Source organism: Tengunoibacter tsumagoiensis (assembly GCF_003967535.1).
GTDB lineage: Bacteria > Chloroflexota > Ktedonobacteria > Ktedonobacterales > Ktedonobacteraceae > Tengunoibacter > Tengunoibacter tsumagoiensis.
Genome location: NZ_BIFR01000002.1, coordinates 283206 through 297911, shown reverse-complemented (window position 1 = coordinate 297911; position 14706 = coordinate 283206). Strand labels below are relative to the sequence as shown.

Below are 14706 nucleotides of genomic sequence, written 5' to 3'. Positions count from 1 at the left end.
GTAGGGCCCATCATTCATGATGGCTGTGGCGACCCAATCCACATGGTGGCACTCTCATCACCACCACGCGATACCAAACAAACTCTACACCACTCATGCGATAAATCACTTATAACGTGCGATTTATCGCATAAATGACGTAGGGCCCATCATTCATGATGGCCGTGGCGACCCAATCCACATGGTGGCACTCTCATCACCACCACGCGATACCAAATAAACCCTACACTACTCATGCGATAAATCACTTATAACGTGCGATTTATCGCATAAACATGTCGGGCCCATCATTCATGATGGCCGTGGCGACCCACTCCACATTGTTCCACCCTCTACCACAGATTGAAGCAGATCCTTTACCTCTACGTGTGGTTGAGCTAAAACTTTTTGCAGCAAACTTGTATATCTTCCTAACAGGTCTTCAATAGTTGATCGATGGAACAGGCCGATATTATAGACCAGCACGAGACCCAGGCCACGGGGAATATCAAAAATCTGGAGATTCAGATCTTCCTGTTCTTCTTCGTCTGCGAGCCGATAGGGCTTGAATGAGATAGCGGTTGTCTGACGAGCGGAGAGTAAGGTCTGCTCGTTAAGATAGGCAACGGTGGCAGAGATGATGGGCTCTCGCTGGAGATCGCGCTCAGGATCACACAGTTCGATCAGGCGTCCAACGGGGATACCTTGATGAGCGTAGACGTCGGCAGCTTCGGCACGCACGCGCTGCAACAGGTCCAGAAAAGTTAGGTGTTCCCCAACAAGAGAGATCCGTACGGGCAAGATATGGGTGAAAATGCCGATCAGATCTTCCGTCTCTGGCCGATTACGGCTACTGATCTCAATTCCTATGACGATCTCCGATTGACCGGTGAAGTGATGCATTAAGAGGTGAAACAGGGTGAAGAAGAAGAGAAAAAGCGTGACATTCTGGGCACGACAGAACTCACGGATCTGCTCGACCGTCTGTGGATGGACCTCAACGCTTACCCGGCTCTCACGATAGGAGGTTACGCTCTCTCGCGGCAGATCCGTTGGCAAGATCAGTCGTGGACGGTCCTCCAATCTGGCTTTCCAGAAGGTGTGATAGCGCTCAAATGGCAATGTTTGACGCTGCCAGCTTGCGAAATCTGCATATTGAATACTTAAATCCTGGATTGTTGCAGGTTTTCCCTCGGCCTGAGCAGTGTAGAGAGCTGCCAGATCACGAAAAAAGACAACCTGAGCCCAACCATCTGTAATTAAGCCTGGGATGACCACAAAGAGAAGATGCTGCTGTTCTGTAAAACGGAAGATCTTTGCCAGGAGTACCGGCCCCTTCTCAAGATCGATGGTCAGGCTGCGCGACTCTTGATTAAGTTGCTCCATCGCTCGCTCAAAACGCTCTGCTTCCGGCCACGCTTCGACATCTTCAAGCGGAAGTTCAAAGGCCATCTTCTCCTGAATGATCTGAACCGGTCTTCCATCGCTGCCTCTGGTATAGGTGGTGCGTAAGGTCGCGTGCCGCTGAATCAGTTCATGAAAAGCTTGCTCCAACCAGGCAAGTTGGATGTCTCCGTCAATCAACACGGCAATTGGCTCAATCGTAGGCGTAACCCAGAGATGCTCTTGAATATAAGACAGTGGTGCCGGGCCTGACTCTGTTCTTCGCTGGATATGTCTACTGGTAGTCGCTGGTCTGGGCTTCTGGAGCAACTGCTCAAGCAATGCTTTCTTGGCCGGTGACAGGCTGGCCAGTCGTTGTGAGTTATCGGAGGAGGAGGTAGACATCTTTTTAACCCTCACCTTTCTGTTTTCATCTTTCCTCTTGCCGCAGTCGTTTCAAGGCTGCACGCCGGCTCTGAGCGCGATTCTGACCTTGCGAGGAGGCGCGATGGTTCTGCGCTACTCCCTGGGCAGGTGCAAGTGCGTCGACGAGTGCGCTGATGGTTGGATATTGAAAAAGTTCAAGTAACGTTACTTTTCTCGTTGTGAAAACGTCTTTGAGCTTCTGCTGCACTTGAATTAAGAGTAATGAATGACCTCCAAGATCAAAGAAGTTATCCTGCACTCCTACATGCTCAATATGTAAAATTTCTTGCCAGGCCCGGGCAACCGCTTGCTCCAGGGCGGACTGGGGCGGTCGATACTCGACGATGCGGGCCAGTTCGTTCTCCTGAGGCGCTGGCAATGCTTTTCGATCAATCTTCCCATTTGTGGTCAGAGGAAGTGCAGCCAGAAAAATAAAGGCAGCTGGAACCATATACTCTGGTAGCCGCTCTTTGAGCGCTTGCCGAAGTTGGCTGGCGGTTGGACCTGACTCAGCATGATTAACCACATAGGCGATGAGTCGCTGTTGTCCAGCCTGAACGCCCGCTGTCTCCGTATGGAGTACAATGACGCTGCTCTGCACTCCTTCAAGCGAGTTGAGGACGGCTTCGATCTCTCCCAATTCAATGCGGTACCCGCGTAATTTGATCTGGTGATCGATACGTCCGAGGAATTCAATGGTGCCATCGTGAAGATAGCGGGCAAGATCACCTGTCTTATAGAGCCGCGCACCTGCTTCCCCGCTGAATGGATCAGGCAGAAAAGCCGTGGCAGTGCGCTCGGGATCGGACAGGTAGCCTCGTCCCACCCCGGTTCCACCAACATATAACTCACCAGTAACACCAATTGGAACTGGAAGGAAGCGCTCATCGACAAGATACAATTGCGTATTGGCGATGGTACGTCCAATAGGTGCGCTCGGTCCTGCAATGGTGGTAGCTGGTTCGATAAACCCATGCGTGACATCGTCCGAACATTCAGTGGGTCCATAGGCATTCACCAGCGGGATAGTGGAGCCATCGCGAAACCAGCGCTGACACAATTCTGTCGGAAGCGCCTCACCAGTGACAACAAGGTAACGCAAATGTTGAATAATCGACGTCTGAGCGCCTGTGTCCAGGATCGCTCGCAATAAAGATGGAACAATCTCTAAAATGGTAATCTGCGAGTGCACTGTCTCTGTCAGCAAACGTTCTGGATTGTGCGTAACCTCATCGGGAAAAATGGTCACGGTTCCACCAACCAGGAGCGCACTAAAAAACTGCCAGACCGAGATATCAAAACAATGAGAAGCCGTCTGAGCAAGATGATCTTCGGCACTGATCTGTAAATCTGAGACTTTGGCAAACAGATGATTCAGCATCCCGCGATGAGTGACCATTGCTCCTTTTGGAATACCAGTTGAGCCAGACGTATAGATAGTATAAGCAAGCGAATCTGGTAAAGTTCGGCCTGGAGGCTCTTCACTGCTCCATTCATCTAACCCCTGCCAATCATCCGCGATGGCTATCTGCGGTATCTCCTGAAAGGCTGAAGCGATCGGCATCTGCGTCAAGAGAAGAACGGGGTGGGCATTCTCTAAAATCTGGGTGATGCGCTCTCGAGGATAGACGGGATCAAGTGGAATATAGGCTGCACCAGCTTTCCAGATTGCAAGTATCGCAACCACCATTGGCAGCGAACGCTCCATAAACAGACCAATCGGAGCTTCAGCGGGGATGTTCTGGGCAAGCAGTGCATGCGCAAGCTGATTGGCACGCTGATTGAGCTCTTCATATGTCATGGATCTCTGTTGATAACGAAAGGCAATCTGCCGGGGTGAGCGCCAGACCTGCTCAGTAAAAAGCTCATGAAAGGCTTTCTCCAGCGGAAATGCCCGGTGCGTTGCATTCCAGGTAGCAAGCTGCTGTTTTTCAGAAGCAGTCAGCAAAGGCAGCGTCTTAAATGATGCCGTTGGATGCTCAATGCCTGCCTGAAGCACGCTCTGAAAATGCCCACTCAAACGCTGAATGGTGGCCTCGTCAAACAGGTCAGTATTATATTCAATGGCCCCTTTAATCCCCTCGCTTGTATCGGCCATAGAGAGATTGAGCTCAAATTGGGCGGCAGGATTTGGCAGGCGTATTGAGTGGATCTGTAGATCGGCAATCGTGTAGGAGACTTGCTGGTTATTCTGAAAGGCAAACATAACTTGAAAGAGGGGATTACGGCTCAGATCGCGTTCGCTTTGTAGGGTTTCAACCAGTTTTTCAAAGGGGAGCTCTTGATGCGATGAGGCATCCAATGTCTCCTCACGCACCTTTGCAACAATAGCCTGAAAACCTGGTTCACCGGTCAACTGCGCTCGAAAGACCAGGGTATTCACAAACAGGCCAATGAGCGGCTCGGTCTCGCGTGGGGTCCGGTTGGCCATCGGCGTTCCAATGAGAAAATCAGTCTGCCCACTGTACCGCGAGAGCACAATCTGAAAGGCGGCTAATAAGGCCTGAAATAGTGTGCATCCCTGTTGAATACAGAACGCCTTAACCTGTGCGGTAAGCTCGGAAGGCAGGGCAAAGGTCAGGCTGGTCCCCCGCAACGTCTGGATCTGTGGACGAGGACGATCTGTTGGAAGATCTAAGATAAACGATGTTCCACTCAGGTGCTCCTGCCAGTAGGCCAGATGTGTAGCGACCTGCTCGCTTTTCAACCATTCTTGCTGCCAGAGAGCATAATCGGCATACTGGATCGCCAATGCAGGCAACGTTGGCGATCCACCAGCTTGCTCGGCCTCGTAGAAGCTTTTCAGCTCGTGAATAAAGACGCGAAAGGACCATCCGTCAAAGACTATATGATGAATGACCAGCACCAGCACATGCTCATGAGCATCCAGGCGAACCACACACCCATAGAGCAAAGGCCCCCGCTGGAGATCAAAGCGGTATCGCGTGGCCTGCTCTAAGATTGTCTGAAGGCTCTGCTCCCTCTCTTCATCCAGGCTGAGATCTTTCCGCTCAAGTAACCAATCAAGCGTTGGAGCAAGATGCTGAAGGGGATTGCCCTTCTCATCAATCTGAAAAGTTGTGCGCAAACTTTCGTGGCGAGCAATAATCCTGGCGATGCTACGCTCAAGCAGATCAGCGTTCACCGGTCCTCGAATGCGCAATACATTGTACAGGTTGTAAGCAGTATTCCCTGGATTCATCTGCTCAATAAACCATAAACGCTGTTGCACAAATGTCGCGGGAACCGGCCCCTGTGCCGTCCGCGCACTAATCGTCGCCTCTTTCTTGATCGGCTGTTTGCTCAGCAGCTGGCTAAGGCGCGCCTGCTGTTGCTCAGATAAGGCACTGCGACGATCTGTCTGTGGTTGTGTTTGTCCGTCTGACAAAGACATAGCCCGCTCTCCTCTCTCAATGTACTGCTATCTTCTGCTATCTTCATGGTAAAAACGGCTACAGTGTCAGAGGTAATTCGTCATCGGGTAGAGATTCAAGTTTAGCGAGCAGTTGCTCTTCAATTAAAACGGCTGCTTTGGCGATGGTCGCGTTCTCAAACAGGTTTCTCAGTGAGAAATCAATGGGAAAGCTCTGCTGAATCTCAGATACCATCTGCGTAGCGAGCAGCGAATGTCCTCCTAATTCAAAGAAGTTGTCGTAAATGCCTACCTGTTCAATGCCCAGATGTTCTTGCCAGATCTCTGCCAGGCGAAGCTCGATGACGGTCTCAGCCGGGACGTAATCGCTCTGCAATTGCGGTCGCGCATAAAGATTGCTATTGGCGGTGGAGGCCTCTATCGTACCAGGCTCTACGGAGGTTGCTGCTTCTTTGCTCTGGTGCAATCCTTGCATAAACGAGCCTGCCTGTGGTGCAATATAGTAGCTTTGCAGCTCAAATGGATAGGTGGGCAAGGGAATAAAACGACGTGTTTCTTGCGTCCACAGTGCTTTCCATTGCAGAGATAGTCCTGCAAGCCAGAGACGGCCTATCGTATCCAGGAAGAAGGCGCGATCGGACTGCTGATCCTGTGGATGGCGAAGGGAAGAAAGAACTACCTGTGTTGTCTGTCTGGCAAGGTTCTGTCGCACCAGTGTATTGAGCGTCCGTCCGGGTCCGACTTCAAGGAAGATCGCATCCTGTTCCTGAGCCAGTCTCTCGATCCCGGCTGCAAATTGTACTGGCTGGCGCAACTGCTTAACCCAATAGAGCGGATCGGTCGCTTCATAGGGCTGAATCCAATCTCCAGTAACATTGGAGAGATAGAGGAGCGCAGGTGGATGCAGCGTTACCCGGCGTACATGTTGCTCAAACGCTGACAAGATCGGTTCCATCAGTACAGAATGAAAGGCATGAGAGGTATGAAGAGGGCGTGTCTCGATCCCCTGATCTTGCAGATTGCTCTGAAGCTGCTCGATCTCCTCTTTGCTGCCAGAGACCACACACAGTCCAGGCGCGTTGATGGCCGCCAGGCTCAAGGTACCATGAAGGTATGGCTGAATCTCAGCACCCGATCGTGGGATACTAATCATCGTGCCAGGGGCGGTCTCTTGCATCAATCGTCCACGCGCAGCCACAAGGAAGAGCGCATCCTCAAGGCTAAAGACTCCCGCCAGACAGGCTGCAACATATTCGCCAATGCTATGTCCAATCAATGCATACGGCTCCAATCCCAGTGCAGACCAGAGCTGGCTCAATGCATATTCAATCACAAATAGAGCTGGCTGCGCATAACGCGTCTGCTGCAATTGAGCAGCCGCCTCTTGCTTCTGTTCTATCGTAGCTGGATAGAGTAATTCGCGTAGGTCTCTCCCAATATGTGGCAGGAGAAGCTGTGCACACCGATCAACGGTCTCGCGGAAGTTCGGCTCTGTCGCATAGAGATCGTAGCCCATCTGCTGATATTGCGAGCCCTGGCCTGAAAAAAGCCAGATAAGAGGCCGCTTGCGCTGTTCTTGCAGACTGCTATGGAGATGCTCGCGATCTTGCGTTGCCAGCACCTGCTGCGCCTCTTGCAGATCACGGGCCACAATGGTTCGCCGATAGGCATAATGCTTGCGCCCAACCTGCAAGGTATAGGCCACATCCGCTAATTCGCCATTGGGATGCTCTGCCGTGTAGTTTGCAAGATCGGCCACATCCGCTAAGTCACCGTTGGGATGCTCTGCCGTATAGTTTGCAAGATCGGCCACATCCGCTAATTCGCCATTGGGATGCTCTGCCGTATAGTTTGCCATATAGTTTGCAAGATAGCTCTGCAAATTGCTTGTGGCCTGTTCCAGTGCCGACGAAGTCTTTGCCGAAAGGAGCAACAACTGATATGGCAGGCCGGGAGCGGCTTCGGGCTGGGGAGGAGCTTCTTCAAGAATAATATGAGCATTGGTGCCCCCAATACCAAAGGAGCTGACACCGGCACGACGAGGGCTCGTCTCGCTCTTCCACTCACGCAAGGTTGTATTCACAAAGAACGGGCTATTGGTAAAATCAATGCGCGGATTGGGTCGCGAATAGTGGAGACTGGGCGGGATCTCTTGATGCTGAAGGGCCAGAACGGTCTTAATCAAGCCACCAATTCCAGCCGCAGCATCCATATGCCCCACATTTGACTTCAAAGATCCAATGGCACAATACCCAACTTTATCCGTTGCTTCCTGGTAGACCTGCTGCAAGGCGGCAAGCTCAATGGGATCGCCCAGGGGGGTTGCGGTTCCATGCGCCTCGATATAGGTAATCGTATCTGCTGGCACATCAGCAATTGCTAACGCCTCAGAGATTACTTCGGCCTGCCCATCAACGCTGGGCGCGGTATACCCGACTTTGCCAGCACCATCGTTATTAATTGCAGTGCCACGAATAATTGCATAAATAGTATCCCCATCGTCGAGGGCATGTTCTAATTTTTTTAAGATAACTGCGCCAACTCCATTGCTGCCCACTGTGCCCTGGGCATCGGCATCGAAGGTTCGGCAATGACCATCAGGCGAAAGTATCTCACCATCTTGATAAATATAGCCACCTTTATGCGGAAAATTGATGGAGGAGGCCCCTGCAATGGCGATATCGCATTCTCCATAGAGTAGATTCTGGCAGGCAACATGCACTGCGACAAGCGAGCTTGAACAGGCTGTCTGAATATTCATGCTAGGACCATGCAGATCCAGCTTATAGGAGACGCGGGTCGCCAGAAAATCTTTGTCATTGCTGATAAGAATCTGAAATGAGTTGGCGTGAGCCATGAAATCTCGATTGCTAAAGAGGTTATACAGAATATAGGTGTTCATGCTTGAAGCCGCAAAGACGCCAATACGCCCCTCGTATGTATCCGAAAGATAGCCAGAACTTTCCAAGGCCTGATAGGCATCCATCAAAAAAAGGCGCTGCTGTGGATCAATCACCTCTGCTTCACGCGGACTATAGCCAAAGAAGGCTGCATCAAAGCTTGCATGATCCTCTAAAATACCGGCGGCCCCGACAAAGTCGTCTCGTTTGACTGTCTCGATGGCAAAACCTTCGGCAACGAGGTCGTCGGCAGTAAAAAAGGTGATCAGCTCTTCACCCGCTCGCAATTTTTGCCAGAACTCTGCTAGATTCTTTGCTTGTGGAAAATGTCCGCTCATTCCAATGATGGCAATAGCATTTTCAGGCATTTCACTCGGTTGCATCAAGTATCTCCTTCCAGTGCTCAACTTAGGGACGCTTTCTCAAAGGCTGCTTGCGTTGTAGCGCTTGTAAACGAGATTGGGCCGCTTTCTTTCCCTGGTCTTTCACTCCTTTTGTTTGCCGTTGGGCAGAGATAAATGTGCTAAGGGCTAGAATGGTTGGATATTGAAACAAATTTACGACGCTGACGACCTCTTTGATCTCTGGCGGCAACTGGCTATGAACCTGGAGTAAAAGGAGCGAGTGCCCTCCCTGCTCAAAGAAATTATCCTGCATGCTGATCTGCTCTTTCTGCAAGACTTTACGCCAGATCTGAAGCAAAAGCTGCTCGTTAGCTGTAGCTGCAAAGACCTGTTGTCTGGTACGCGATGGCTGCGGAAGCATACGACGATCAAGCTGACCATCAGGCAGAAAGATGAGCTCGGGGACGATCAGTATGTGCTCAGGCACCATATAACCTGGGAGCTGTTGTTGTAAGGCTTTTTTGATCTGCAAGGGATCGGGCTGTTGACCCGCATAGGGGAGAATATATGCAATCAGTGCCATCAGCGATCCTTCAGCGTCAACACTCACGGCGGCTTGCAAGACTCCAACTTGTTCAGACAGCATCTGTTCAATCACTATCAGGTCGATCATGCTCTCTTGCAGACGCACGCGTGTGCTGGTCGTGCCAAAGAGCTGAAGCTGACCCTCCTGCGTGAACTTGCCCCACTCTCCTGTTCGATAGAGCCCCTCCGCAGATGCGGGAAAGATCGGCGAATCTTTGCTATCGCTAGCGGCTTGCCGTTCAAGCCAGTTCCCATTCACTGCAAGCTCTCCAATGACTCCGATGGGGACGGGGCCACCTTGCTGATCAAGAATTGCTAGATTGACATTGGCCAGGAGATGAGGATGAAGACCATTCTCATGTACCGTTGCCAGCAATGTTGTCAAGCCTGGCTTCTGTGGACGAAATGCCGCCACCAGTGAGAGCTCCGGTAGCTTCGTTGTATGGAGAGCAATCTGTGTCTCCGCTCTCCCATACAGCAAGATAGTCCGTAATGCGGTTGGGCGCGGATACTGCCTGAGATGAGCATACCAATGCGGCCATTCACGGGCAGAGATAATGATGGTGGAAATTGCTTGCTCGCTAAGAAAATCTGAGAGGTGATCACGTATACGTAAACGTTCACTGGCCGACACAAGCACAAGGGTTGCACCTCGACTGAGAGCTGGCAGGGCAAATTCAAGGAGATCGATAGTATACAGCGGTGCCAGCAACAGGATGCGCTCTCCCTCTTGATGAAGCAAAGCATGGTTCTGGTAAGCTGCGGTTAGAAGAGTAAGCTGCCTGAGAAGATCGGTAACTGACAGCGTAAAGGATTGCGTGCCAGGGCTCGAGAAGGAATAATGCCCATCCTCTGTAAGCGCTTGAAGCAGTGCCCTGATCTGCATAAGGAGTTCATGGTTCTCACTCTGCTCTTCAATGGCTGCTGGAAGCTCCGCTGAGAACAATTGTTGATAGGTGACAACCTGACCTGATACTATCACTGCTGGAAGCTCGCTCCATGGATGCCAGTTGTTAAAGAAAGAGAGCTCGGAAGGAATGAGCGATGACTGCCAACCACCCCAGATGCGCAGATGTTCCAGTTGTTCTTCGGTGATCACCATCAAGCTTGAGAGCGACTGAGCAGGATCGAGAGTCATTCGCTCTAATACCGCTCTATACTGTTCAGCTAAACGTTGGATGAACGCTGCTTCAAAGAGATCACTGTTGTATTCAAACAGCACTTGCAGACCTGATCCCGTATCAGCAATAGCGCAGGTCAGATCAAATTGCTCGGTCCCATTGCTCACGCGCAGCAGCTCAACTGTGAGATTGGGGAGATCACGTGGTAGGGAAACAACATTGTTGAAAACAAATTCAATCTGAAATAAAGGGTTACGCGAAGCATCTCTGTGCGGCTGCAGGACCTCAACAAGCTGCTCGAAGGGAAGATCCTGATGCGCGGAGGCACCCAGAACAACGTCTCGTACCTTGCTCAATAAGTGTGGAAGCGTCTGAACCTCAGTCAACTGAGCACGCAAGAGCAATGTATTCACAAAAAATCCAATGAGTCCTTCAATCTCCGGGCGCGTTCGGTTGGCAATTGGCATGCCTAAGAGGAAGTCGCTCTGCCCACTATACATCGCCATCACGACGTCAAAGGCGGCCAGGACGACCATAAAGAGCGTGCAATCGGCATTGATGGCGACAATCTGAAGCTGCTGAAGCAAAGAGGCTGGAAGTGTGAATAGCTGTCGTGCACCTCGATAACTCTGCACTGGTGGACGTACGGTTCGATAGGGGAGCTCAAAAACGGTTGGAGCTCCTGCTAGCTGCTCCTTCCAGTATGCGAGCTGGCTATCCACTACTCTGCTTTGCTGCCAGTAAGCATAATCGATTGTCTGCACTGGTAATTCAAGGAGGGGCGATGGCTGATGCTGAACATAGGCAGTATAGAGTTGAGCGAGCTCTGTAAAGAAGACATTTAATGACCAGCCATCAGTGATAATATGATGCATTACTATCAGCAGAATATGTTCCTCTGCTGCCAATTGAAAGAGGTGAGCTCGTATGAGTGGTCCCAGTTGCAGATCAAATGGCACTCTGGCCTCTGCGACCAGCGCCTCTTGCACGATCTGTTCTCGCTCAGCAGGTGGAAGCTGGCTAAAGTCGTCAATCGGCAAGGAGAGCACGAGAGAGGGAAGGAGCCTCTGAAATGGCTCGTTATCCTGCTGCAAAAAGATTGTTCGCAACGCTTCATGCCGCCTGACGATCTCCTGCAAGCTCTGGTCCAGAGCCTGGTGATCCAGTTGCCCGACAAAGCGCAGGGCAAAGGGGACATGATACGCTATATTCTCTGGCTCTACTTGCTGTAAAAACCAGAGCCGCCTCTGCGCTCTATTTAAAGGGAGCCGCTCCTGCCGCTCTTGACGAGAGATGGCAGTCAGACGCTCATGGGCTTGAGACGACTGTTGTTGATGAATAATCCGCTCGGAAAGTTGCGCTATCGTAGGAGCCTCAAAGATTGCTCGCAGGGGAAGATCCTGATGAAAGGTAGCCCGAATACGAGCAATCAACTGGGTTGCCAGAAGAGAATGACCACCAGCCGCAAAAAAATTATCATGAATGCCTATCGGCCCCTGCTTCAATAGCGATGCCCAGAGCTGCACGAGATACTCCTGAATTGGATCGACTGGTTGCCCGTGATCCTGAACAGATTCGAGCTCCTTAGCCTGGACCGTAGGCAGCGGCAAGGCACGACGATCCACCTTTCCATTGGCCGTTAATGGTAGCTGTTCTTTAAAAAGCCAGATCGCCGGACGCATATAATCTGGAAGCACCTGCTGAACTTGTTGCTGCAATTGCGCTCTGGCTTGCAACGTCTGGTTCCGCAACACCTGGTCCCGCAATACAATATAAGCAACCAGGCTTTTCTCTTGTGACCCTACCGGGCACACATAGACCACTGCACACGAACGCACCAGTTGTGTCTGCCAGAGAACGCTCTCAATCTCACCTAACTCAACGCGAAAGCCACGGATCTTGACCTGATTATCTCGCCGCCCTATAAATTCGATGACACCATCCACACGATAGCGCGCCAGATCACCGGTTGCATATAAACGATCGCCTGGTTGGGAGCTAAAAGGATGGGGGATAAAGCGCTCGGCGGTCAGATCTGGACGATTGCAATACCCACGCGCTAAGCCAGCTCCACCAGTGTATAGCTCTCCAATCAATCCAGTTGGGACAGGTTGTAGATAGGGATCGAGAATGAAGACGCTCGTGTTGGCAATGGGGGACCCGATTGGAAAAGATCCAGTCAGCCCCTGGCTCTGCCCCGGTAAACGATAACAGGTTGTAAAAGTCGTATTCTCTGTCGGACCATATCCATTGATCAATACTGATTCCGCAGGCAGATACTGAAGCGCTTTCAGGGCGGGCGGAAGTGCCACAATATCCCCACCCGCCAGGGCCTGATGCAGCGAGCGGAAGGTCTCTGGCTCATGCTCGACCATCTGTTGAAATAGTCCTGCTGTTAACCAGAGGGTTGTAATATACTCGCGCTCTACCAGGGCTCGAATCTCGTGTAATGACAGTTGTTGAGCCGGTGCAATGACCAGCTCAGACCCATTCAGGAGCGCACCCCAGATCTCAAAGGTCGAGGCATCGAAAGCGACAGCACTCAATTGGAGAAAACGCTCATGGTGCAATTGCGCATAGTTGGTATTACGAATCAGCCGCACTACGTTCTGATGGCTGACCATGACGCCTTTGGGCCACCCCGTTGAGCCAGAGGTATAACTAATGTAGGCCAGTTGCCGGGCATCGCAGTCTGGCCCTCGCCATGGCCCTCCTTCAAGGAGAGGCAACTGATCCAGATACAGCACCCGGCCCTCTATTGGAGGAAGCTGCGAGAGCAGATGCGAAGATGTCACCAGCACTGGGGGTCGAAGCTGATCGATGACAAAGGCTTTTCGCTCTAGAGGCCAGGAGCTCTCCAGCACAACATAGGCCCCCCCGGCCTTCAGAATGGCTAAGAGCGCAATAATAAAGGCTAAAGAGCGCTCAACAAATAGAACAACGGGAACATCTGGCCCGACGCCCTGTTCAGCTATGCTCTGAGCCAGCCAATCAGACTGTTGAGCAAGCTGCCAATAGGTAAGCGTCTGGGAGCCAGAACGGAGCGCAATGGCATCAGGCGTACGTTGAACATATTCGGCGAAGAGCTCCTGAATGCTACTCTGAGCAGGAAAGGCTGTCGAAATCTGCTTGCTAATGAGCTGTGAGCGCTCCTCTTCGGTGCACAGAGAGAAGGCTTTAATCTGCGCCTCTGGATGGGCAACAATCTGCTCCAATACGAGCTCATAATGGCGCAAGAACTGGCTGACCATGGCAGGGCTCAGTTGTTCTTGCTGATACTGTGCACTGAGATGCAACTCTTGCTCTCGAACCTCAACCGCCACCGTCAACAGAAAAGTCGCGCTACCAGGGTCAATCTGGTAGGTCTGTGTGCTCAGGCCCGGTAAGTTGAACGTTGCTTCCGGGTCGCTGTGAAAAGAAAATAAGACCTGGATCAGTGGCGTCTGTTTAAGAGAGCGTTCGGGCTGCAAGCTTTCAACCAGCCGCTCGAACGGGAGATCCTGATGAGCATAGGCATCCAAAGTCGTGGCAGAAACCTGTTGAACAAACTCGTGCCAGGTCAGATCACCTGAGATACGAGCACGCAGCACCAGTGTATTTGCCAGATACCCAATTACTTGCTCCAACTCTCGCCTCTGACGATTCGCAATGGGCGTTCCTACCAGGAGATCATCCTGCAAGGTATAACGGGCAAGTAAGAGAAAGAAGGCCGCCAGATAACTGGTAAAAGGTGTGACCTGTTCCTGCTGGCTCAAGGTCTGGAGACGGTCGGCCAGACTTTTGGAAGCGCTGCGCTTCACAATTGATCGACGCTCCTCGTTGATGAATGAATCATCTGAGCGTGTTGGAAAAGCCAGCACAGCAGGAGCACCGGCTAACTGGCGTTTCCAGTACGCTAGCTGTCTCTGTTCTCTCCCTTCAGCCAGCCATTGACGCTGCCATAGCGCATAATCGGCGTATTGAATGCCAACGGCAGGCAGAGGCGAGAGATCTGCTTGCTGAAAGCGCTGATACCAGGCTGCCAGTTCTTGAAAGAGCAGCCCCAGGGACCAGCCATCAATGATGCTATGATGAATCGTAAGAACGAGCAGATGTTTCTGATCATTCAGACAGAGCAGGTGAAAACGCAGCAGTGGGTCTTGCTCAAGCTGAAAGGGACGCCTGGCCTCCTGTTGAGCCCAGGCGAATGCAGCCTCTTCAGTTCCAGCCTCCAGCCGGATAAGAGGAAGAGAGATGGAGCGAAAAGGGGCAATAATTTGCACAGGCAAGGAGTCATCCTGTCGAAAGGTCGTCCGGAGGATCTCATGCCGCTCAACAAGCCTGTTTATGGCCTGTTCAAGAGCTGAGATGAGCAGATCTCCCTGGATGAGTACAGCGCGACAGATCGTATAGTGCACCGTCTCTGGCTCCATCTGCGCGAGAAACCAGAGCCGCTCCTGTGCAAAAGAGAGTGGAAACGATGAGCCCGTTCGAGGCTGTTCAGGAATCGTCTCAGGTAGTCTGCTCTGTTTTTTCTTTTGTTGCAGGCGCTGGAACAGCAGATCTTGAGCCTGTGCAGAGAGTCCAGCGAGCTTGCTTTGTTTATCGGCTGTCAT

Annotated in this window: 4 protein-coding genes; all 4 read right to left on the bottom strand. The window is 51.7% G+C overall.

Annotation, left to right across the window (positions count from 1 at the left end; translation table 11 throughout):
• Nucleotides 1–291: 291 nt before the first annotated feature.
• Genes EL628_RS22030 through EL628_RS22015 form a run of 4 tightly spaced genes read right to left on the bottom strand, consistent with a single transcriptional unit; the run spans nt 292 to nt 14706 of the window.
• Nucleotides 292–1767 carry a condensation domain-containing protein gene (locus EL628_RS22030; protein WP_126582170.1) on the bottom strand — a complete coding sequence of 492 codons (1476 nt, stop codon included), beginning with the start codon at nt 1765–1767 and terminating at the stop codon, nt 292–294.
• Between the two features lie 25 nt (nt 1768–1792).
• A complete protein-coding gene (locus EL628_RS22025) occupies nt 1793–5182 on the bottom strand; it encodes a non-ribosomal peptide synthetase (protein ID WP_126582169.1) in 3390 nt (1129 codons plus the stop codon).
• A 58-nt stretch (nt 5183–5240) separates the two neighbouring features.
• A complete protein-coding gene (locus EL628_RS22020; RefSeq protein ID WP_126582168.1) occupies nt 5241–8444 on the bottom strand; it encodes a type I polyketide synthase in 3204 nt (1067 codons plus the stop codon).
• Between the two features lie 25 nt (nt 8445–8469).
• Nucleotides 8470–14706, bottom strand: coding sequence for a non-ribosomal peptide synthetase (locus EL628_RS22015; protein ID WP_126582167.1), 6237 nt, complete (start codon nt 14704–14706; stop codon nt 8470–8472).

Bases quoted from the DNA above. Each gene is read 5' to 3' on its own strand.
- EL628_RS22030 (WP_126582170.1), bottom strand. From the start codon at position 1,767: ATGTCTACCTCCTCCTCCGATAACTCACAACGACTGGCCAGCCTGTCA.
- EL628_RS22025 (WP_126582169.1), bottom strand. From the start codon at position 5,182: ATGTCTTTGTCAGACGGACAAACACAACCACAGACAGATCGTCGCAGT.
- EL628_RS22020 (WP_126582168.1), bottom strand. From the start codon at position 8,444: ATGCAACCGAGTGAAATGCCTGAAAATGCTATTGCCATCATTGGAATG.
- EL628_RS22015 (WP_126582167.1), bottom strand. From the start codon at position 14,706: ATGACAGCCGATAAACAAAGCAAGCTCGCTGGACTCTCTGCACAGGCT.